The organism is Pseudomonas sp. H1_D04, assembly GCF_054683855.1.
In genome coordinates, this window is the sequence record NZ_CP162826.1 from 5550118 (window position 1) to 5571087 (window position 20970).

Consider the following 20970-nt stretch of genomic DNA (forward strand, 5'->3'; position numbering starts at 1 on the left):
ATGGCATAATATGCCAATAGTCGAAAGGACCTGTATGTCCAGAGCTGGAGCTAATCATGGCGACGCGAAACGTTGTACTCACCCCTCACCAGGAACAGGTTATCCATGACCTGGTGCAGTCCGGCCGTTATCAGAATGCCAGCGAAGTGATGCGAGAAGGTTTGCGGCTATTGGAACAGCGCGTCGCCGAAGACACCGCCAAAATTGAGGCCCTGCGTCAGGCGACCTCTATCGGCATCATGGACCTTGAGCAAGGGCGCTTTACTAAGTTGAACGAAGGGGATCTGGAGCACTACCTCGAGGGCTTGAGCCTGGAGGCAACCCTACCCGCGCGCGAGAAACACTGAGCATGTCGCAGTATCGGATTTCCAACGCGGCGCGCGCCGACATTGTCGACATCCTCAGGCTCTCCCAGACGCAGTTCGGCGATCAAGCACGCCAGCGGTATCAGGCGCTAATCCTCGCCGCGCTGCAAGCGATTGCCGACACGCCTTATCGCATTGGCAGCTACGAACGCGGTGAGCTGGCACCGGGCCTTCGCAGCTATCACCTCATCTATTCACGCCAGCAGGCCAAACAGCCCCATGGGGCGGTCAAAAGCCCACGCCATATCGTGTTTTATCGTGTAGCAAGCGACGACGTGATCGAGGTCGTCCGACTCCTTCATGACGCCATGGAAGTGCAATTGCACTTGCCTAATGACTGATCCTGGCCCAAAGGCTTAGCTGTCCATGAACAGCGAAGGTAAGGCGCCCGCCTCAACATGCAACCTGAGCGCCTTCGCTGCCCGCCGACTCAGTGGCCAATTGAAGCGGGAAGTTATGGGCCCGACCGGATTATCGAGACCCACCACCAGAAGCACGATGCGCAACGTTGCCTGCCACTTTCAATACCGAACAACCGCTTCTTAAGCGCTTTCCGTGGCCAGGCGCCTGGCATTACGCTCCGGTTGTCGATGGACACGCGGATCGATCTCTCTGGCGACCGGCGCCATTGCAACATCTCGCAGAGCATGAGCATTTCACGCTGCCAATTTCAGGACAGGTGCTGAAAGGCGGCCCGGACAACTCCGATTAAGGATATCGACTCATCTAACGACCAAGAATTTTCCAGATTCGGGTTGGTCATCCAGTACACAAAGGCGCACTGAATGCCAGTCACGGCCACCCCGCTCCGGGTCAGAAATAGCCATTCGCGATCGCTCGCCCACCCTGTGCAATTGGGGGCAAAACTGGGGGCAAAATTTGTTTTTTTCAGGCTGTAAATACCGATCTAGAGCCTAGTCAAAATGTTTTTTGGCGACCCTGAGAGTCTTTAGGGTTCGCCTGACAGGCTGTCCGGCCGATCAACCCCACCTCCATGCTCACGTCCTTTCAGTGCATGTGGCCAAAGTACGACACCACACTCCACCGAGTTCGCGCTGCGCACTGGACCATTGCCCATGAGCATTTGGCAGTCACAGCGCCACGGCGTCGGGCATGGCGATACGGGTGCGCCGCTCATTCAGGGCAAATACCGTCATTGCCAGCGCCGCAATCGCGCCGGGGATGGCGAAGGCCATGAAATTCAGTTGCAGAGGCAGTTCGATCGCCATCAGCGCGCCGCCTAACAGCGGGCCGACAATCGCGCCATTGCGACCGATGCCGGACGCCCAGCCCAGGCCTGTGGCGCGAATCGACAAGCCGTAGAGCTGCGCAGCCCCCGCGTACAGCAGGATCTGCGTACCAATGGTGGTGGCACCCGCGACGAAGATCAGCAGGTACAGGACCGGCATCGGGCTGTTGATGCCCAGCAGGCTGATCGAGACCATGGCGGCGGCGAAGAAGCAGATCATAACTTTCACCAGGTTCAGGCGGTCGCCCAAACGGCCGCCGAGCAGCGCCCCGGCCATGCCGCCCAGGTTCAGCGCGACCAGGAACGACAGGCTCGACCCCAGGCTGTAACCGGCGCCGGCCATCAGCTTGGGCAGCCACGAACTCAATGCATAGACCATCAGCAGGCAACAGAAAAACGCGACCCAGATCATCGCCGTACGCACCGCCAGGCCATGGCGGAACAGCTCCACCACCGTGGCGCCTTTACCTTTGCTGTCGGCGATCACCAGCGCATCTTCGACCTCGATCCTGGTGCCTGGCGACAACCGATTAAGCAGCGCGCGAGCCTTGTCTTGTTGGCCCTGGCGGATCAGGAAGCCGATGGATTCAGGCAGCCAGTAAACAATCAGTGGCAACAGCAGCAGCGGAATCACCGCCACAAAAAACATCGACTGCCAACCATAGGCCGGCAGCATGAAAATCCCAACGCTGGCGGCGAGCATGCCGCCCAGGGAATAGCCGCTGAACATGAAGGCCATCAGGGTGCTGCGGAATTTCTTCGGCGCGTATTCGTTGATCAGCGCCGCCGCGTTGGGCATCAACCCGCCGCAGCCGAGCCCGGCGATAAAACGGCAAATACCGAACTCGGTTGGGCTGCTGGCAAAGCCATTGGTCACGGTGGCCAGACTGAACAGGGTGAAACAGAACACGATGCCTTTCTTGCGCCCGAAACGGTCCGCCAGGGTGCCGAAAATCAGCGCACCGAACATCATGCCGAACAGCGCATAGCTGCCCAGGGCGCCAGCCTGTAACGGCGTCAGCCCCCACTCGCGCATGATTGACGGCAGGACCACGCCGTAAATAAACAAGTCATAGCCGTCAAAGATCAACAGCAAGGCACACAGGCTCACGATCAACCAGTGGAAGCGGTTGAACGGGGCATTATCGATAATCGAATGGACATCATGGCTACGCATGGCAGTGCTCTCTTTATTGTTGTTGTGAGTCAGTGTCAGCAGATGGAAATAGCCTTAGCCGAGGTCGCCGCCGCCCACCGGCAAGGTCACTCCGGTGATGTAGGAAGCCTCGTCGCAGGCCAGGAACAGAATCGCGCCAGCTTGTTCGTCGATGCTGCCGTAGCGTTTCATCGGGCTGCTGTCGAGGGTCTGGTCGACGATCTGCTGGTACCACACGCGCTCCTGCTCGCTCTGCGGCTGGCTGTTGCGCGGGATGCGCCGTGGCGGTGCCTCGGTCCCGCCGGGCGCGGTGGCGTTGACCCGAATCCCGCTGCCGGCAGTCTCCAGGGCCAGGCAGGCCGTCAAGGCATTCACGCCGCCCTTGGCCGCGCCGTACGGCACGCGATTGACCCCACGCGTAGCCACGGAAGACACGTTGACGATGGCGCCTTCGCCCTGCTCCAGCATGTAGGGCAGCACGCAATGGCAGCACCACAACGTAGGGAACAGCGAGCGGCGCACTTCGGCCTCGATTTCGGCCTCGGCGTAATGCTCGAAAGGCTTGGCCCAGATGGTCCCGCCGACGTTATTGACCAGCACGTCGATTCGCCCGAAACGGGCCGTGGCGGCGGCCATCACCCGCGCGCACTCGCTGTATTGTTCCAGGTCGGCGGTCAGCAGCAGCGCTCGCTCATGCTGCAATTCATGCACAAGCTCGGAGCGATCCACCGCGACCAGCCAGGCGCCCTCCTCCAGCAAGCGCTCGGCGACACGCCGACCGATCCCTTGGGCAGCGCCGGTGACCAGCGCGACCTTGTTGTTAAACCATTGAGTCATGGGGCAGTCCTCAGGCGGCATCGCACGTGGCGACGGCGTTAGGGGTGAATTTCTCGTAATGGAAGCTGGCCGGGGTCACGCCCTGCTGCTTGAAGTGCTCGCGCACCGCATCGACCATCGGCGGCGGGCCGCACAGGTACACGTCGACATCGCCGCCATTGAGGGCTTCGTCAGCCATGTGCTGAGTCACATAGCCCTGGCGCGGGTGAGTGGTGTGCGGATCAGCCACGCAGGTCACCAGGTTGAAGTCAGGCAAACGCGCGGTAAAAGCCTGCAACGCCTCGACCATCACCAAGTCCTGATCCCGCGTTACGCCGTAGATCAACCGGATCGGGCGGGTTTCCTGGCGCTGCGCGAGCACTTCAAGCATCGACAGGAACGGCGCCAGGCCGGTACCACCGGCCAGTAACAGCAGCGGCCGCACCACCTCACGCAGGTAGAAACTCCCCAGCGGGCCGGTGATCGCCACGCTGTCGCCCGGCTGGGCGCGCTCGAGCCAGCTGCTCATCAACCCGCCGGGCACGTGCTTGATCAGGAAGCTGGCGCGCGTGTCGCCCGGGCGACTGCTGAAGGAGTAAGCGCGTGTCTGCCCACTGTCGGGCACGCTGATATTCACGTACTGGCCGGGCAGGAATACCGGCGCCTGGTCCAGCTCGAAACTCGCCTCGAGCGCGGCATCGGCATGTCGGGTGATGCCGGCCAGCGTCGCGGTAAAGTGCGTAGTGCCGGTCTTGCAGGCGCTGGACGGCACCGGCACGGCGATCACGCAGTCGGACTGCGGCACCATCTGGCAGGTCAGTACCTGCCGCGCCTGCGCTTCGTCGGCGCTCAGGGCGTCGTCGATATAGTCGTCGCCCAAGTCGTAGGCGCCGGTTTCACAGCGGCATTTGCAAGTGCCGCACACACCGTCCGAGCAGTCCATGGGCAGATTGATACGTTGGCGGAAGGCGGCATCGAGCACCTTTTCCCCCACCTTGCAGTCGATGAAGCGGGTCACCCCATCCTCGAAGTTCAGGGCGATGGCATACGTCATGGCGGTGTCCTCAGATGTGGTAGATGTCGATGACCTGGTGGATGTAGTCGTTTTTCAGCACTACCTTCTTGCGCGTGATCAGCGGCTGCTCGGCACGGATGTCGAGGCGATAGAAGGAGGTACCGAAATAACTGTCGGTGGTTTTGTAGCGGTGGCTGAGGGTGTGCCAGTTGAAACGCAGGTCCACCTGCACGCCGTCGTCGGTCAGCACTTCGAGGTTGCACAGCATGTGCACGGTGCGCGGCTCGGGCGTGCTGGCGCTGGAGCGCTCGGTCTTGATGCGGAAGATACGGTCTTCCAGGCCGTCACGGTTGGGGTAGTAGATCAGCGAGATTTCGCGCTGCGGGTCTTCGGTGAGGGTGTCGTGATCGTCCCAGGCGGGCATCCAGAACTCGGCCTTGGGCGAATAGCAGGCCAGCCAGTCATCCCATTGTCGGTCGTCGAGCAGGCGCGCTTCACGGTAGAGAAAATCCAGCAGGTGGTCACGGGCAAGGCTCATGGCTGCACCTCGCGGTCGCTGGCAATCAGCCCTTGCTGTTCGCGCTCGATCGCACGTTGCAGGCTTTGGGCCCAGTGCGCATGCTGGCGCACAAACAAGCCCTCGTCCTCGGTCTTGACCCCGCTGAGCTGCGGTTGCATGCCCATGGCCAAGGCATTTTCGTCCGCGCCTTCGACCCACTGCCTGGCGCCACGGCTCAAGTCATTCCACAGGGTGCTCGCGCCCTGGTAACCGGTCTGGCAGGCGCGGAATTCTTCGAGGTCATCCGGGGTGCCCATGCCGCTGACGTTGAAGAAGTCTTCGTACTGGCGAATCCGCGTGGCGCGCTCCTGGGCGTTTTCGCCGATGGGCGCCATGCAATAGATTGTCACTTCGGTTTTATCCACGGCGAGGGGGCGCACCACGCGGATCTGGGTCGAGAACTGGTCCATCAGGTACACATTGGGGTAGAGACAGAGGTTGCGGGTCTGGTCGACGATAAAGTCGGCGCGCGCCTGGCCCAGGCGTTCGGCCAAGGCCTCGCGGTGAGCGTGCACCGGGCGCACTTCGGGGTTGAGCAGGCGCGTCCACAGCAGGATATGCCCGTGGTCGAAGGCGTAGACGCCGCCCAGGCTTTTCGACCAGCCATTGGCGTCGACGGTGCGCGTGCCTTCGGCTTCGTAGTTGCGCCGGCCCATGGTCGCCGAGTAGTTCCAGTGCACGGAGCTGACGTGGTAACCGTCGGCGCCATTTTCGATTTGCAGCTTCCAGTTGCCGTCATAGACATATGATGAGCTGCCGCGCAGCACCTCCAGGCCCAAAGGAGCCTGGTCGACCATCTGGTCGATGATGACGCGGGTTTCGCCCAGGTAATCGCTGAGTTCCGGCACCGCACCGCTGAGGCTGCCGAACAGGAAACCGCGGTAGTTTTCAAAGCGCGCCAGGCGCTTGAGGTCATGGGAGCCGTCGCAGTCGAAACTGTCCGGGTAGGCGCCGGTCTTCGCGTCCTTTACCTTGAGCAGCTTGCCGGCGTTGCTGAACGTCCAGCCATGGAAGGGGCAAGTGAATGAGCCCTTATTGCCTTGTTTGCGCCGGCACAGCATGGCGCCGCGATGCGCGCAGGCGTTGACCAGACCATGCAGCGCGCCGTGTTTGTCACGGGTGATGACCACCGGCTGGCGGCCGATCCAGGTGGTGAAGTAATCGTTGATCTCCGGCGCCTGGCTTTCATGGGCCAGGTAGATCCAGCCGCCTTCGAAGATGTGTTTCATCTCCAGGGCAAACAGGTCGGGGTCGGTAAAGATGTCGCGGCGGCAGCGGAATACCCCAGTGGCGGGGTCTTCCTGTACGGACTCGCGCAATTGGCAGGCGAGTCGGTCGAGTGTACTGATCATGGGGCGGGCCCTCCGTTGTTCTTGTATCAGGCACCCTCACCGTACGTGTTCGCCCTGCGCGTCAATATCCGCTGCCTGCACATCGCTATCCGCCAGGCGCACGTCGCTTAACGATGGCGTTTCCAGGTCTGCGACGGCAGTTCGCCGAAGCGTTTGCGATAGGCCTCGGAAAACCGCCCCAGGTGCATGAAGCCATGGTCCAAAGCCACCTCGGTCACGCTGCGCGTGCTGCTCAGTTGCAAGCGTGCGTGCACCCGTTCGAGCTTGCAGCGGCGTATATAGTCGCGCGGTGACAGCCCCACCTGGCGCGCAAACAGGCTGTACAGCGAACGTTCGCTGACGTTGGCCACGGCCATTAACTGCTCGACGCTGATGTCATCGCACAGGTGCTGCTGGATAAATTCGCGCACCGCTTCAAACCCACCGCCGTGGGCAGCCTGGGGGATCACCCGCAACACGTTGCTGCCCAGCAATGCCAGCAGCTTGTTGGCCAAGATGCGTTCGTACAGGCCCTGCATGTGGGGCTCGGCAGCGTTTTCCGCCTCATGACAGATCAGCCCGAGCAACGGCAGGAAGCCGCCCATTTCACTGAGCGCGTGGCGGGCCGTCGCGAAGCGGATACCCACCTGCGGCAGGCTCCAGTGCTGCTCCAGGCAGGCGTTTTCCAGCAGGCGCACCGGCAGTTTGATGATGAATTTCTCGCAGTCGGCGGAATAGGTCAGGTCTACCGGGTCGTCCGGGTTGATCAGCAGGATTTCCCCCGGCCCGAACACGTCATTCTCGCCACGGGAGCTGGAGCGGCAATGCCCGCTCAACAGGATCTGCAGGTGATAGATGGTCTCCAGCGCCACCGATGTGACCCGCACCGGTGCACCGTAGCTGATGCGGCACAGGTCCAGGCTGGCGAAGGTGCGATGGCTGATACTCGCCCGGGGCCGGCCCTTGGGAGGCAGGCGAATGCAGTGGCTGCCCACGTGCTGGTTGACGTAGTCCGACACCGCGTAGGCATCGGCGCCCTGGAAAATCTGGCTGCGCTCACTCAATAGCACGGTCATGGTTGCGGCTCTTTTATAGTTATTGGGCTCAGGCTGACGCCTGGGTAGGGGGGCGTCCAATATGGATAAAGTCTGAAGGGATACCCTGGAGGTATTGTCGGGCGTTCTGCGCCAGGCTTTCAGCGCTGCGTCGGGGCGCGCAGGGCTTGAGGTGAGAATGTTGGCCTAAAACTTTGAAACAATACGCTTGGCCGGATTGGACGGGGACCTAGCGATACCCCCGCGCCTGAACATCGAACAACTCGGCATAGCGCCCACCCGCCACCATCAGCTGTTGATGGCTGCCCTCCTCCAGGATTCGCCCGCCGTCCAGCACGATGATGTGGTCGGCATTGCGCACGCTGGAGAATCGATGGGAAATCAACAACGTCATGCGGCCCTTGGCGTGTTCGCGAAAGTGCTCGAACACCGCCGCCTCGGCGCCGGCGTCCAGCGCAGCCGTCGGCTCGTCAAGAATCAGCAGATCCGCCTCCTGGCGCATATACGCGCGTGACAAGGCGACTTTCTGCCATTGCCCACCCGACAACTCCTGGCCACCAAGCCAGCGCCCTAACTGTGTGCCGTAGGCCCTGCTCAGGCGCTCGATGAATTCGGCGGCCACCCCCTGGGTGGCGGCCGTGCGCCAGCGCGCCTCATCGTTCAGCGCATCGACGTCACCCACTCCAAGGTTCTCGCCGACGGTCATCTGGTAGCGGATGTAATCCTGGAAAATCACCCCAATGCGCTGGCGCAGTGTCTGTTCATCCCAGTCTTGCAAGTCGCTGCCATCCAGCAGAATGCGCCCTTCGTGCGGGGTATACAGGCGCGTGAGCAGTTTGATCAGGCTGGTTTTGCCCGAGCCATTCTCGCCCACCAGGGCCAGGCTTTGCCCAGGCGCCAAATGCAGGTTGATGTCAGTCAATGCCTGCCGCTCAGCGCCGGGGTAACTGAACCCTACGTGCTCGCAGCGCAGACCGTCGCCGGGACGCGCGCCCTGGGTAAGCCGGCCACTCGGCACGACCACAGGGGTTAGCAGGTACTCATAAAGGTCCGACAGAAACAGACTGTCGTCATACAGGCCGGCAATCGCGCTGAGGCTGGCGGTGATCGCGCTTTGCCCCTGCTTGAACAGCACGATGTACATGGTCATCTGTCCCAGGCTGGTCTGGCCGCGCACGGTGTCCAGCACCACCCAGGCGTAAGCCACATAAAACGCCGCGGTACCGAGCAGGCCCAGGGCAAAGCCCCAGGCATCCCGACGCACCGTCAACTGGCGGTCTTCGGTGTACAAGCGCCGGGCGTTGTCGCGGTAGCGCTTGAGGAACAGCGGCGCCAGGCCGAACAGCTTGACCTCTTTGGCATGAGTCTCGTGGGACAGCAGCGATTCCAGGTAATTCTGCTGACGGGTCTCGGGCGCGCGCCGGTGGAACAGGCGAAACGCATTGCCCGAGAAATGCGTCTCGGCGAAGAACACCGGTAAGGCGCCGACCACCAGAATCACCAGCGCCCACGGCGAAAAGTGCACTAACAGCACGGCAAAGCTGATCAGCGCGATCAGGTTCTGCACGAGCCCCAGGCCCTTGGTGACCAGGCTCAGCGGCCGTGTCGACGCGCCCTGACGCACGCGCACCAGCTTGTCGTGGAACTCGGCGTCTTCAAACTGCAGGAGTGAGAGGGTCTGGGCTTTCTCCAGAATCATCAGGTTGACCTTCACCCCCAACTGCACCCGCAGCAACGATTGCTGCATTGACAGCGCGCGCTGAGCGGCGGCCAGCAGCGCCAACACGCCCGCCTCGGCCAGCACGTACTGCATCACTGGCCACACGGGCGCCTGGCTGCCGGCTGCATGAATCTGCATCGCGTGCACCACGCCATCGACAATACGCTGGCCGATCCAGGCAGCCAGCGCAGGCAACAGACCGGCAACGATGGTGGCCAGCAGCAGGCCTATGAATAAGGGACGCGACGTCTCCCACACCAGCTTCAGTGCCCTGCGCGCTTGGATGGAAAACGCGCTCAATCGATTGAACAGCACCATGAATGGCATGGACTCCGTGTGGGGGCTGGGGTGAGATGGGCGGATTATGACAGGCGATGACGTTGCGCACATCCAACGGCGAGGCGACAGAGGCAAGTGGTGGAGCAAGGGGCAACCACGGCAGATTCTCGGCGCGCCGCAGCATGACTACCCCCGCGCCTTGATCGCCGCCGCGCCGGCGCTCGCCAAGCGCCAGCCACTGGCCCGACCGGACCCGACGCAGCCGCCGATCCGGCAACTGCAAAACGTTGGCAAGACGTTCGCGCGGCCCAAGGTCAGGGCGAAAACGCGACCTTTGTGGCGCTGGAGGACTGAACCTGCAGGTCTACCCCGGGCGGACCCTGGCGATTGTCGGCGAGTCAGGCTCAGGCAAAAACACCGGGCTGCGCATCGACCTCGGCCTGGAAAACCCCAGTCGCGGGCGGGGGTGGTTCGAGCAACAGGACGTCACCGAGTAAGCACCCCTTTTCTCAACGATTTGCTACCCCGGCAATTTCAATTGCGGCGTAACAGCGTATTCGGCGCCACACCAAATGCCTTGCGAAACGCATGGCTGAAATGGGAAAAGTCAGAAAACCCGAAGTCCAGCGCCGCCTCGGACACGCTGCGTACCTGGCCGCGCTCAATCGCTTCTCGACTGGCATTCAGGCGCTCTTTCCAAATCTCTGCAACGGGGGTTTTCTGGTAGCGTGCGAAGGCCCGTGTAACGGTTCGGGTGGACACATTGTGGGCTTTGGCGATGGCTTCAATCGACAGGTCCGGCTCGGTCAAGTGTCGTTGGATGTACTTCATGATGCGGCCGTAGAGGTCCATCTCCTGGTGGCTTGTTTTCAGGTCCTGGAGTTCCAGGCTGATCACAAGCAGATCAAGCAACGTACTTGAGTAACGATTCGAGATGCGCTCATCCTGCAGCGACGCAGGCGTGCTCGCGGCCTGATGCAGCATTTCGCGTAAGGGAACTACGCCGGGACGCCGGTCGTCGAGGACCATCGCGGTGTACTCGGCAATACGCGGCAGGCGCTCGGTGAGCAACGCTCTGGGAATACGGATCAAGTGGTTTTCGGTACCACCCAGGCTGAAGCGAAACGCCTGAGTTGCGTCATAAAGAAACAAATTGCCAGTTGCCAGGCTGGCTTTTCTTGAGCCTTGTTCTATTTGCCCATGACCATTTCGAGCGAAACCCAACCATAAATCTTCGGCCGGACCGCTGCGCAAGTGCTGCTCGGAACGCTCCCAGTAGTGCAGCGGCGAAGACAGCGAGCAGATGTCCAATTCGCCGACTGTATTAACGGTGAGCGAGCCATCAAAGCTGCTCTGGGACAAGGGTTTGCTATCGGCGGCCAGGCAGTGGCGACAGACCACTTCTTTCCAATAATCAAACCGACGTGGTGCCGGAACAGCAAGGGTCGAATACTGAGAGCTTGGGTTCATGACACTGACCTCGACAACGATGCAAGAGGCGCTGGAGACGTTGTAACGTGCGACCATTTTTCAGCTATGAAAGGCAATTAACAGGCCAAGCGCAGTAGCAGGCCTGCTTGAGTACGCTGCCATGTGATGTCCCTCGCGACTTTCGGCAGCCTTCGGAGGCTGTCGCACGGTGCAGCCATCACCATTTAAGGGCATCGCACGTCACTCGGTCGGCTCACGCGCACCAGCGCGGATCACGGGTGAACGTCAGCCTCAGCCTTGTCTTTTCCAACCAAATGGTTGTCTCGCCGAACAAAGCGCCCCCTCCTCGCCCAGCCTAATTTCCACCTCACAGCAGCTCATTCATCCGCTGATGAGGCACGCCATGCATCGACACGACTCAAAACGATTGGCTGATTCCTCCTGGCTTCTGCAGAGGCGCGACCTTGCGCCTGAAGAGTCGGCTTATTGGTTGATTGAATGGAGTGCCATGCAGCTGCTGCAGCGACGGCAGATCGCCAAGCGCGACCCGCCAGCGACGCGCTGACGCCCAACCGTAGGCCTGAACGAAAATAACGAGGAGCTCAAGATGGAATCTGCAATCGACACACATCTCAAATGCCCGCGCACCCTGTCCCGCCGTGTACCGGACGAGTATCAACCGCCGTTCCCTATGTGGGTCGCGCGCGCTGACGAGCAACTGGAACAAGTGGTGATGGCCTATCTTGGCGTGCAATATCGCGGCGATGCCCAGCGCGAGCCTGCATTGCAGGCAATGCGTCACATCGTCAGCAGTTTCAGCCTGCCAGATGGCCCGCAGACTTACGATTTGACCCACCACACCGACAGCAGCGGATTTGATAATTTGATTGTGGTCGGGTACTGGAAAGACCCGGGCGCCCACTGTCGCTGGTTGCGTTCCCCCCCAGTGAATGACTGGTGGAGTTCGGCGGATCGGCTCGGTGAAAGCCTTGGTTATTTCCGCGAAATCACCGCGCCGCGCACCGAGCAGTTCGAGACGTTGTACGCGTTCCAGGAGAACCTGCCCGGTGTCGGCGCGGTAATGGATACGACCAGCGGAGAGATCGAAGAGCACGGTTACTGGGGTTCAATGCGCGACCGTTTCCCGATCTCCCAGACGGATTGGATGAATCCCACGAGCGAGCTACAGGTGATCGCGGGTGACCCGACCCAGGGCGGACGGGTCCTGGTCCTGGGGCATGACAACCTCACACTGATTCGCTCCGGCCAGGACTGGGCGGATGCCGAGGCAGAGGAGCGCTCACTCTACATCGACGAAATCTTGCCGACGTTGCAGGACGGCATGGACTTCCTGCGTGACAACGGCCAGGCGTTGGGCTGCTACAGCAACAGGTTCGTGCGCAATATCGACCTGGACGGCAACTTTCTCGACCTGAGCTACAACATCGGTCACTGGCGCTCGGTTGAGAAACTCGAACGCTGGGCTGAGTCTCACCCGACTCACCTGCGTATTTTCGTGACGTTTTTCCGCGTGGCCGCAGGTTTGAAGAAGTTAAGGCTGTACCACGAAGTATCCGTGTCGGACGCCAAGAGCCAGGTATTCGAGTACATCAACTGTCACTCGCAGACCGGTATGTTGCGCGACGCGCTGCCACCAACGACCTGAGCGCCATCGGCGTTTACCTCCCCAACTTCTGCCGCCTTGCCACCCTCCTCGGGTGGCCGGCCTCCCTGTGCGAGGAATAAATGATGAATAAGATCCGCCTGTTGACGCTCTCTACTCTCTTGCCCGTGCTTCACGCCAACGCCGGTGAAGTAGCGCCCGGCGATTATGAGCAATATCCGGTCGGCGCTACGATCGGGGCGATTTACTACCAGCACGCCACCACGGACTCGGCTTATAGCAACGGACACAAGGTCAGCTCTGACTTCAACGTGAGCTCTGACGTCGGCATCCTGCGTCTACTGCATGTCTACGCACTCTCTGACACCGTCACCATCGACCCGCAATTTCTTTTGCCTTTCGGACACGTCTCCAGCGCAGGTGACGCCTCAGCGCTGGGCAGTACTCGCGGCGTTGGCGACTTGATCCTCACCGCACCGGTCAAATGGCGGTTCAACGAAGCCCGCGACACCCTCAGCATCGCCCCCTACCTGTATGTGCCTACTGGTACGTATGACAAGGAGGACGCGCTCAATCTCGGAGAGAACCGCTGGAAATTCGAACTGCAGAGTGCGTACGTCAAACACTTCACAGAAAAATGGGCGATGGACCTGGTTGGCGGTGCTACCTGGTATGGCGACAACACTGATTACGGCGCAAATGCAGACCGTATGAAGCAGGACGTTTCCTACGCAGCACAGATCATGGGGCGTTACATGCCAGACGCCAGCACCGCATTTGGTATCGGCTTCGGGCGTACCTGGGGGGGCGAGACGAACATTGAGCACGTCAATCAGGATAACGAGTTGGGCACCACCAACTTTCGTCTCACCGCGACCAAATTCGTCACCCCCCAAGACCAGATTCAACTGCAGTTGGGCAAGGACCTTTCGGTGGACAACGGCACCAAGGAAGACTTCCGCATGAACCTGCGTTATGCGCGCATTTTTTAACCCAAGGATCTGCGACCGCGTGCGCTTTGCGCCTTTGCACAGCGGTGTCCGGCTCAGCCAAGTCGATGTCTTTCTCAACCAAGCCTGCGACTTGAGGCGCGGACTATCTTGAGCGCCAGGCCCACTGAATTTGATGAGCCACAGCGCTCTTCGGCCACTTACGATAAGGACAGCCCAACCATGCCAATTGTTCGCCCCACCCTTGAACAGCTATTGGATGTATCGACCAGCCTGCACATGCAGATAAGTGCGGAGCAAGCCCATGAATACCTGGCTCTTATGCAGTCAAGCTTCGACGCTTATGACCTGATTGACGAGCTGCCTGACTTCATTCCGCCGGTACGTTACGAACGCAGCTCGGGCTATCGACCCTCGACTGCACACAACCCACTCAACGCCTGGTACTACCGAACGGAAGTCAGCGGCGCCCGCGAAGGCAAGTTGGCGAATAAAACCGTCGCACTCAAGGACAATATTTCACTCGCTGGCGTACCGATGATGAATGGTGCAAAGCCCCTTGAAGGCTTCGTTCCCTCATTCGATGCCACCGTTGTCTCCCGCTTGCTGGATGCCGGCGCAACCATCCTCGGCAAGGCAACATGCGAGCATTACTGCCTATCCGGTGGTAGTCACACCTCCGATCCGGCGCCGGTGCACAACCCCTATCGCCACGGATTTGCCTCGGGTGGGTCGTCTTCCGGCAGCGCAGCACTGGTTGCCGCGGGCGAGGTCGACCTGGCAGTCGGCGGTGACCAGGGCGGGTCAATCCGGATTCCTTCCGCATTCTGCGGCACTTACGGAATGAAGCCGACCCACGGACTGGTGCCTTACACCGGGATCATGGCCATTGAGGCGACTATCGATCATGCCGGCCCCATCACGGCAAACGTACGGGACAACGCCTTGATGCTGGAGGTCATGGCGGGAGCGGATGGGCTCGACCCGCGACAAGCCGCGCCCCAGGTCGACGCTTACAGTGATTACCTGGAGCGCGGTGTAAGCGGGCTGAGGATCGGCGTCCTGCGCGAAGGCTTTGAACTGCCCAACCAGGATCCGCGTGTCGCCTCGTCTGTGCGCAATGCCATCGACGCATTTGCACGGATGGGCGCGCACGTCGAAGAGGTGTCAGTGCCTGAGCACAAGATTGCCGGTTCGCTGTGGCACCCCATCGGCTGTGAGGGCCTGATGATGCAGATGATGCACGGCAATGGGGCCGGCTTTAACTGGCAAGGGCTATATGACCTCGGGTTGCTGGACAAACAAGCCGGATGGCGCGATCAGGCGAATGACCTGTCCGCCTCTCTCAAGCTGTGCATGTTCGTCGGGCAATACGGTCTGGAGCGCTACAACGGTCGCTTCTACGCCAAGGCACAAAACCTCAGGCGCCTGGCACGCTCCGGGTATGACGCCTCATTGGCGCGCTATGACCTGCTGGTGATGCCCACCGTGCCGATCATTGCCCAACCCCACCCGGAGCCCGGTTGCTCGATCACCGAGTACGTGGCCCGAGCGCTGGAAATGATCGGCAATGCCTCCGCACAGGACATCACTGGCCATCCGGCCATGTCAATTCCCTGCGGCCTGGTAGACGGTTTACCTGTCGGGCTGATGCTAGTGGGCAAACACTATGCCGAAGGCACGATTTACCAGGCTGCAGCGGCTTTCGAGGCATCGGTTGACTGGAAAAACAGCCAGTAGCCGATGCGTCCCATGCAGCGCAAAAGAATAAGCCGCCGGGCGCTGCCTAGAAGCTCAACGATGAGGAACCAACTGATGACCACACCTGAAATAAAACCATCTACCCCGGGTGAGCGAGCACAGGCGTTACTGCAAGTGCTCAAACAAAAAGACCTGATCCCCGACGGTTACATCGAGCACATGACACAGCTCATGGCACACGAATGGAGCCCGCAGAACGGTGCTCGGGTAGTGGCCAAGGCATGGGTGGACCCACAGTTTCGCGAACTGCTGCTCAAGGACGGTACCGCTGCGTGCGCTCAATTTGGCTATACCGGCCCGCAGGGTGAATACATTGTTGCGCTGGAAGACACGCCCAGCGTGAAAAACGTGATTGTGTGCAGCCTGTGCTCCTGCACCAACTGGCCCGTCCTGGGCTTGCCGCCGGAGTGGTACAAGGGCTTCGAGTTCCGCGCCCGACTGGTTCGCGAAGGGCGCACCGTGCTGCGGGAGCTGGGCACGGAGCTGCCGGACGGGGTCTCCATCAAGGTGTGGGACACCAGCGCCGAAAGCCGCTATCTGGTGCTGCCTCTGCGGCCAAAGGGCAGCGAATCCATGGATGAAGAGGCGCTTCGAAAATTGATTACCAAGGATGTCCTTATTGGCGTGGCGCTACCGTACGTCGCGTAACCGGGGTGCTTTGTTTCTTTCAATTTTCATTCTCTATTCATTCCCTATTAAGAGGTATCCACGATGGATGGCTTTCACGATCTCGGCGGTTTCCAAGGCTTTGGCAAAGTCCCTCACACCATCAACAGCCTGAGCTACCAACCCGTGTTCAAGCAGGACTGGGAGCACCTGGCGTACAGCTTGATGTTTATCGGTGCCGATCACTTGAAGAAGTTCAGCGTGGACGAAGTGCGCCACGCCGTCGAGCGACTGGACGTGCGTCAGCATGTCGGCACCCAGTACTACGAACGCTATGTCATCGCTACCGCCACCTTGCTGGTCGAAACCGGCGTCATCACCCAGGCGGAGCTCGATCAGGCCCTGGGTTCTCACTTCAAGCTGGCGAATCCCGCGCATGCGCAGGGCCGCCCGGCGGTCACTGGCCGACCGCCTTTTGAAGTCGGCGACCGGGTAGTCGTGCGCAACGAGTATGTAGCCGGGCATACCCGCATGCCGGCCTATGTTCGCGGCAAGGAAGGTGTGGTCCTCCACCGGACTTCAGAAAAATGGCCTTTTCCGGACGCCATTGGTCATGGCGACTTGAACGCTGCGCATCAGCCAACCTACCACGTCGAGTTTCGCGTGAAAGACCTGTGGGGGGATGCGGCCGATGGAGGTTTTGTGGTGGTCGACCTGTTCGAAAGCTACTTGGACAAGGCCGCCAGCTCACATGCGGTGAACGTATGATTGACGGCGCCCAGGCGAGCCGACTGCCGGTGACCGTGCTTTCTGGTTTCCTCGGCGCCGGCAAAACCACCCTGCTCAATCATATCTTGCGCAATCGCGACGGCCTGAGAGTCGCAGTCATCGTCAATGATATGAGCGACGTCAACATTGATGCCGAAGAGGTGCAGCGCGACGTGGCGCTGCACCGTGGTCGAGATGAGTTGATCGAGATGAGCAATGGCTGTATCTGCTGCACGCTGCGCGCCGATTTGCTCGAACAGATCAGTGCCCTGGCACGCCAGCAACGTTTTGACTACCTGCTCATTGAGTCCACGGGAATCTCCGAACCGATGCCGGTTGCCGAGACGTTCGCATTTCTTGACGCAGAAGGCTTCAGCCTCAGCGAACTGGCGCGGCTCGATACCTTGGTGACGGTGGTCGATGGCAGTCGTTTTCAGACGTTGCTCGAATCGCCGGATATCGTAGCGCGCGACGACGCACAAGCGGACACACCCAAACGCCATCTGGCAGATCTGCTGATTGAGCAGGTGGAGTACGCCAACGTCATTCTCGTCAACAAACTGGACCTGATCGACGAGCCCGGTTATCAGGCCGTGCACGCGGTCCTCACCGGCCTTAACCCGACCGCGCGGATCATACCGATGACACACGGCAACGTTGAGCTATCAGGCATTCTCGGTACCCATCTGTTTGATTTACCCAGCCTGGCTGAATCACCCGGCTGGATGAAAAAAATGCAGGCCGACGACACACCGGCCTCCGAGTCGGACACCTATGGCGTGACGTCATGGGTGTACCGCGAGCGTGCCCCCTTTCACCCACAGCGATTACTCGATTTTCTGCAACGCCCCTGGCGCAACGGGCGGCTGTTGCGTAGCAAGGGTTACTTCTGGCTCGCCAGCCGGCACCTGGAAACCGGCCTGCTGGTGCACAGCGGCAGGCAGTTCCAGTGGGACTATGTCGGGCACTGGTGGAACTTCATCGAGCAGTCGCAATGGCCGCGGGATGAATATCGGTTGCGAAGCATCATGACCAAGTGGGACAGCATTGTCGGTGATTGCCGGCAGGAGTTGGTCTTTATCGGCCAGGATCTGGATACCCACGTGTTACAGCGCGCCCTCGACGACTGCCTGCTGAGTGCCCAGGAAATAGCCGCCGGCCCATCAGCCTGGCAAACGCTGCCGGGAGCGAAAGTCTTTGACGCCCAGGCCTTATCGGCCCCGATGCAGTCCTTGCAGGCTGTTCCCATTTGACCGAGGTAGAGGTGCCCCATGCTCTTTTTCAGCCGAACCACACGCCGGGTATTGGCGCAGCTCGCCGACCGACTGGAGCAGCCTGATCAGGCGAGCACGCCATTGTCGTCGAACAACCGGTTGGTGCGCCGCATCCTGGCAAGCGTCGAGCGACTGCTGCAAGAGCGGCAAGCCGTTAAGGAGCAGGCCTGCGCACTGACGTTTCGCGTCAGCCAACTGGAACAGCACCTGGCCTGCCGTGACACGCTGTTGCGGCAATGGGAGGCGCGCTGGGTACTGATCACACAGGGCGCAGATGAACTGTTCTGGGAACTGGAGCTGGATGGAACCGCTGCACCTGGGCCGGAATGTTCAATGACGTGGACGGGGCCAGCGTCGAACCAGGCCCAGGCTATGAATCAGCTCGGCGCGTGGAGTGAACAGTTGCACCCGGATGACCGGCAAGTGCATCTGGCAGCGCTCGCCAGGCACCTTGCTGATCGCAGCGGGCGGACGGCATTTGCGCTCCAGGTGCGGATGAAACCTGCACCCGGCTACGACTATCGCTGGTGCAGCATAAGCGGTGCCTCGCGTCGCGATGCGCAAGGCGCAGCGCTCTGCATCGCTGGGACCGTTCGTGACATTCATGGCCAGTACCTGCACAACGAGGCGCTCGAACTGGCGGCCACACGTTTCGACATTTCCCGGGAAATGCTGCATGACGGGCTTTGGGATATCGAGGTGGTAGCAGGCGACCCAGCGAACCCGAAAAATACCATTTGGTGGTCTTCGCAAATGCGCCGACTGCTGGGATGCAACACCGTTGAGGAGTTCCCCAACACCCTGGAAAGCTGGACCTCGCGCTTGCATCCCGACGATAGCGCGCGGGCCATCGGCGCATTCGTCGCCCATGTGGACGACCGCAGCGGCAAGACGCCGTTCGATGTGGATTATCGACTCAAACATAAAAACGGTACTTACCGCTGGTTTCGCGGTCGTGGGCAAACGCGCCGCGCGCAGGACGGCTCCCCGCAACGGGTGGTGGGTGCCATCACCGACATACATGCCCACCATGAAGAAAGCACGATGCGCGAGGCGCAGGCGCAACAACATCGGGTGATGCAGGAAACCCTCACCAAGCTGACGCAGATTGTTGCCACCATTCAGGGCATTGCCAGCCAGACCAACCTGCTGGCGTTGAATGCCGCCATTGAGGCGGCGCGAGCAGGCGAAGCCGGTCGCGGGTTTGCAGTGGTCGCCGATGAAGTGCGCAAGCTAGCCACGCGGACCAGCCAGGCGACCCAGCAAGCGGCAGAGATGATGGACAACTAGCAACATCCCTGCGCCTGCGCGGCTTGCGTGGGCGTAGGGCAAATCCCAACAATAATAATCAGGTACGTTATGCGCGATTACGACTCAGCAGTGTCAACCTTCGACTATCTACAACTGGCTGCTCAAGACTTGCACGGCGAACCGGGAGCCTTGAACGCCTGCATCGAGTGCTGCGACCGGCACGCTCATGGCAATGCCGTGGCGCTGTACTGCGAAACGCGGGATGGTCGCGCCACGCACTACACGTTCAGCGAACTGCAGGTGCACGCTGCGCGCTTTGCCAACTTTCTGCGAGCGCAAGGGGTACAACCGGGAGATCGTGTCGCCGGACTCATGCCACGCACGGTTGAACTGGTGATTACTATCCTCGGGACCTGGCGCATCGGTGCGGTCTACCAACCTCTCTTTACCGCATTCGGGCCCAAGGCGATCGAGCAGCGATTGGATTGCTCCGGGGCACGCTGGATCGTGACCGATGCCCACAATCGTCCCAAACTGGATGACATCCCCGACTGCCCTCGCGTCATCGTGACAGACGGCACCCCACAGCACCCGAGCGATTACGGTTTCTGGGACGCCCTCGGGCGCCAACAGGCCGACTGCACGCCTGAGCTGCTGGACGCGAGTGCGCCTTTCCTGCTGATGTGTACCTCGGGCACTACAGGACCTGCCAAGCCGCTTGAGGTGCCTTTGAGCGCCATTCTGGCCTTCAAAAGTTATATGCGCGATTCAATCGACTTGCGCGAAGACGACCATTTCTGGAACCTCGCCGACCCCGGCTGGGCCTATGGCTTGTATTACGCAGTGACCGGGCCACTGGCGTGCGGCCGAGCCACGCTGTTCCATGACGGCCCTTTCACCGTGGAAAGCACCTGCCGGATTATCGCCAAGTATGCGATCAGCAACCTGGCCGGCTCGCCCACGGCCTATCGCCTGCTGATTGCTGCCGGGGCCGAGTTCGCCGACGCCGTGCGTGGCCAGTTGCGTATCGTCAGCAGCGCCGGGGAACCGCTCAACCCGCAAGTCATCCGTTGGTTCGCCGAACAGCTCGGGGTGGTCATTCACGACCACTACGGCCAAACCGAAATTGGCATGGTGCTGTGCAATCACCATGGGCTACGCCATCCGGTACGTGAGGGTTCTGCCGGTTATGCGGTGCCCGGGTACCGGATTGTCGTGCTGGATGATGCGCATCGGGAACTACCGACGGCTCAGCCGGGCGTACTGGCGGTGGATCGCGCGCGCTCGCCCCTGTGCTGGTTCAATGGCTACTTTCACATGCCCACCAAGTCGTTTGTCGACCGTTACTACTTGAGCGGCGATATCGTTGAGCTCAATGAGGACGGCAGTATCAGCTTTGTAGGCCGTAACGACGATGTGATCACCACGTCCGGCTACCGCGTGGGGCCTTTCGATGTCGAGAGCGCGCTGATCGAGCATCCGGCAGTCGTCGAAGCCGCGGTGATCGGCAAGCCCGACCCGCAACGCACCGAGCTGATCAAGGCGTTTGTGGTGCTGAACCGTCAGTACCTGCCCAGTGCCGAGTTGGCGGAAGCCCTGCGTCTGCATGTCAAACAGCGCTTGGCCGCGCATGCGTACCCACGGGAAATCGAGTTCGTCGAACAACTGCCCAAGACCCCGAGTGGCAAGTTGCAGCGGTTCATTCTGCGCAACCAGGAAATTGCCAAACAGCAGGCACTCGACACATGACCCACGGGCGT

Annotated in this window: 18 protein-coding genes and 2 pseudogenes; 12 read left to right on the plus strand and 8 right to left on the minus strand. The window is 60.7% G+C overall.

Features of this window, described 5'->3' with window-relative positions:
• Positions 1 to 56 precede the first annotated feature (56 nt).
• Entirely contained in the window at positions 57 to 347 is a 291-nt protein-coding gene (locus AB4N82_RS25655) for a type II toxin-antitoxin system ParD family antitoxin (RefSeq protein WP_029290775.1), read from the plus strand.
• A gap of 2 nt (positions 348 to 349) precedes the next feature.
• Positions 350 to 706 carry a type II toxin-antitoxin system RelE/ParE family toxin gene (locus AB4N82_RS25660; RefSeq protein WP_029290773.1) on the plus strand — a complete coding sequence of 119 codons (357 nt, stop codon included), beginning with the start codon at positions 350 to 352 and terminating at the stop codon, positions 704 to 706.
• Between the two features lie 750 nt (positions 707 to 1456).
• Here AB4N82_RS25660 and AB4N82_RS25665 read toward each other — a convergent pair.
• The 7 genes from AB4N82_RS25665 to AB4N82_RS25695 all read right to left on the minus strand — a co-directional run bounded on the left by AB4N82_RS25665 (position 1457) and on the right by AB4N82_RS25695 (position 9584).
• Positions 1457 to 2791 carry an MFS transporter gene (locus tag AB4N82_RS25665; protein ID WP_122765119.1) on the minus strand — a complete coding sequence of 445 codons (1335 nt, stop codon included), beginning with the start codon at positions 2789 to 2791 and terminating at the stop codon, positions 1457 to 1459.
• 54 nt (positions 2792 to 2845) lie between these two features.
• On the minus strand, positions 2846 to 3607 hold the full coding sequence (locus tag AB4N82_RS25670; protein ID WP_122765118.1) for a 1,6-dihydroxycyclohexa-2,4-diene-1-carboxylate dehydrogenase: 762 nt from the start codon (positions 3605 to 3607) through the stop codon (positions 2846 to 2848).
• 10 nt (positions 3608 to 3617) lie between these two features.
• Positions 3618 to 4640: a benzoate 1,2-dioxygenase electron transfer component BenC gene (gene benC, locus AB4N82_RS25675; RefSeq protein WP_032891463.1), complete on the minus strand. Its 1023-nt coding sequence runs from the start codon at positions 4638 to 4640 to the stop codon at positions 3618 to 3620.
• Positions 4641 to 4650: 10 nt separating this feature from the next.
• Positions 4651 to 5139 carry a benzoate 1,2-dioxygenase small subunit gene (gene benB / locus AB4N82_RS25680; protein WP_122765117.1) on the minus strand — a complete coding sequence of 163 codons (489 nt, stop codon included), beginning with the start codon at positions 5137 to 5139 and terminating at the stop codon, positions 4651 to 4653.
• Positions 5136 to 6512 carry a Rieske 2Fe-2S domain-containing protein gene (locus AB4N82_RS25685; protein ID WP_122765116.1) on the minus strand — a complete coding sequence of 459 codons (1377 nt, stop codon included), beginning with the start codon at positions 6510 to 6512 and terminating at the stop codon, positions 5136 to 5138. Before AB4N82_RS25685 ends, benB begins: the two co-directional genes overlap by 4 nt.
• A gap of 107 nt (positions 6513 to 6619) precedes the next feature.
• The gene (locus tag AB4N82_RS25690) at positions 6620 to 7567 is read right to left on the minus strand and encodes an AraC family transcriptional regulator (protein WP_122765115.1); all 948 of its coding nucleotides are present in this window, start codon (positions 7565 to 7567) and stop codon (positions 6620 to 6622) included.
• Between the two features lie 208 nt (positions 7568 to 7775).
• On the minus strand, positions 7776 to 9584 hold the full coding sequence (locus AB4N82_RS25695; RefSeq protein WP_122765245.1) for an ABC transporter ATP-binding protein: 1809 nt from the start codon (positions 9582 to 9584) through the stop codon (positions 7776 to 7778).
• Positions 9585 to 9832: 248 nt separating this feature from the next.
• Between AB4N82_RS25695 and AB4N82_RS25700 the strand changes: the two genes are divergently transcribed.
• On the plus strand, positions 9833 to 10042 hold the full coding sequence (locus AB4N82_RS25700) for an ATP-binding cassette domain-containing protein (protein ID WP_241089566.1): 210 nt from the start codon (positions 9833 to 9835) through the stop codon (positions 10040 to 10042).
• Between the two features lie 37 nt (positions 10043 to 10079).
• Here AB4N82_RS25700 and AB4N82_RS25705 read toward each other — a convergent pair whose 3' ends face one another.
• Entirely contained in the window at positions 10080 to 11015 is a 936-nt protein-coding gene (locus AB4N82_RS25705; RefSeq protein ID WP_122753278.1) for an AraC-like ligand-binding domain-containing protein, read from the minus strand.
• A 568-nt stretch (positions 11016 to 11583) separates the two neighbouring features.
• On the opposite strand from AB4N82_RS25705, the gene oxdA reads away from it, so the two are divergent.
• From oxdA to AB4N82_RS25750, 9 genes and pseudogenes are all read left to right on the plus strand, one after another.
• Positions 11584 to 12642 (plus strand): aliphatic aldoxime dehydratase, encoded by a 1059-nt coding sequence (oxdA, locus tag AB4N82_RS25710; RefSeq protein WP_032891457.1) that lies wholly within the window; start codon positions 11584 to 11586, stop codon positions 12640 to 12642.
• A gap of 83 nt (positions 12643 to 12725) precedes the next feature.
• Positions 12726 to 13592, plus strand: a complete 867-nt coding sequence (locus AB4N82_RS25715; RefSeq protein ID WP_032891456.1) for a transporter — start codon at positions 12726 to 12728, stop codon at positions 13590 to 13592.
• 180 nt (positions 13593 to 13772) lie between these two features.
• Positions 13773 to 15290, plus strand: a complete 1518-nt coding sequence (locus AB4N82_RS25720; protein WP_122765114.1) for an amidase — start codon at positions 13773 to 13775, stop codon at positions 15288 to 15290.
• Between the two features lie 75 nt (positions 15291 to 15365).
• The gene (nthA, locus tag AB4N82_RS25725; protein WP_032891454.1) at positions 15366 to 15959 is read left to right on the plus strand and encodes a nitrile hydratase subunit alpha; all 594 of its coding nucleotides are present in this window, start codon (positions 15366 to 15368) and stop codon (positions 15957 to 15959) included.
• 63 nt (positions 15960 to 16022) lie between these two features.
• On the plus strand, positions 16023 to 16685 hold the full coding sequence (nthB, locus tag AB4N82_RS25730) for a nitrile hydratase subunit beta (RefSeq protein WP_122765113.1): 663 nt from the start codon (positions 16023 to 16025) through the stop codon (positions 16683 to 16685).
• Positions 16682 to 17938, plus strand: coding sequence for a GTP-binding protein (locus AB4N82_RS25735; RefSeq protein ID WP_099602443.1), 1257 nt, complete (start codon positions 16682 to 16684; stop codon positions 17936 to 17938). The genes nthB and AB4N82_RS25735 overlap by 4 nt, the downstream gene beginning before the upstream one ends.
• A 393-nt stretch (positions 17939 to 18331) precedes the next feature.
• A pseudogene (locus tag AB4N82_RS25740) lies at positions 18332 to 18955 on the plus strand (PAS domain-containing protein); the annotation flags it as partial.
• Between the two features lie 30 nt (positions 18956 to 18985).
• Positions 18986 to 19240, plus strand: a pseudogene (locus AB4N82_RS25745) (methyl-accepting chemotaxis protein); the annotation flags it as partial.
• A gap of 78 nt (positions 19241 to 19318) precedes the next feature.
• Positions 19319 to 20959 carry an AMP-binding protein gene (locus AB4N82_RS25750; RefSeq protein ID WP_122765111.1) on the plus strand — a complete coding sequence of 547 codons (1641 nt, stop codon included), beginning with the start codon at positions 19319 to 19321 and terminating at the stop codon, positions 20957 to 20959.
• Positions 20960 to 20970: the final 11 nt, after the last annotated feature.

Coding starts and splice junctions, on each gene's coding strand:
- oxdA (WP_032891457.1), top strand. CDS start 11,584: ATGGAATCTGCAATCGACACACATCTCAAATGCCCGCGCACCCTGTCC.
- benC (WP_032891463.1), bottom strand. CDS start 4,640: ATGACGTATGCCATCGCCCTGAACTTCGAGGATGGGGTGACCCGCTTC.
- AB4N82_RS25705 (WP_122753278.1), bottom strand. CDS start 11,015: ATGAACCCAAGCTCTCAGTATTCGACCCTTGCTGTTCCGGCACCACGT.
- AB4N82_RS25670 (WP_122765118.1), bottom strand. CDS start 3,607: ATGACTCAATGGTTTAACAACAAGGTCGCGCTGGTCACCGGCGCTGCC.
- benB (WP_122765117.1), bottom strand. CDS start 5,139: ATGAGCCTTGCCCGTGACCACCTGCTGGATTTTCTCTACCGTGAAGCG.
- AB4N82_RS25715 (WP_032891456.1), top strand. CDS start 12,726: ATGAATAAGATCCGCCTGTTGACGCTCTCTACTCTCTTGCCCGTGCTT.
- AB4N82_RS25655 (WP_029290775.1), top strand. CDS start 57: ATGGCGACGCGAAACGTTGTACTCACCCCTCACCAGGAACAGGTTATC.
- nthB (WP_122765113.1), top strand. CDS start 16,023: ATGGATGGCTTTCACGATCTCGGCGGTTTCCAAGGCTTTGGCAAAGTC.
- AB4N82_RS25665 (WP_122765119.1), bottom strand. CDS start 2,791: ATGCGTAGCCATGATGTCCATTCGATTATCGATAATGCCCCGTTCAAC.
- AB4N82_RS25695 (WP_122765245.1), bottom strand. CDS start 9,584: ATGGTGCTGTTCAATCGATTGAGCGCGTTTTCCATCCAAGCGCGCAGG.
- AB4N82_RS25660 (WP_029290773.1), top strand. CDS start 350: ATGTCGCAGTATCGGATTTCCAACGCGGCGCGCGCCGACATTGTCGAC.
- nthA (WP_032891454.1), top strand. CDS start 15,366: ATGACCACACCTGAAATAAAACCATCTACCCCGGGTGAGCGAGCACAG.
- AB4N82_RS25720 (WP_122765114.1), top strand. CDS start 13,773: ATGCCAATTGTTCGCCCCACCCTTGAACAGCTATTGGATGTATCGACC.
- AB4N82_RS25735 (WP_099602443.1), top strand. CDS start 16,682: ATGATTGACGGCGCCCAGGCGAGCCGACTGCCGGTGACCGTGCTTTCT.
- AB4N82_RS25690 (WP_122765115.1), bottom strand. CDS start 7,567: ATGACCGTGCTATTGAGTGAGCGCAGCCAGATTTTCCAGGGCGCCGAT.
- AB4N82_RS25685 (WP_122765116.1), bottom strand. CDS start 6,512: ATGATCAGTACACTCGACCGACTCGCCTGCCAATTGCGCGAGTCCGTA.
- AB4N82_RS25750 (WP_122765111.1), top strand. CDS start 19,319: ATGCGCGATTACGACTCAGCAGTGTCAACCTTCGACTATCTACAACTG.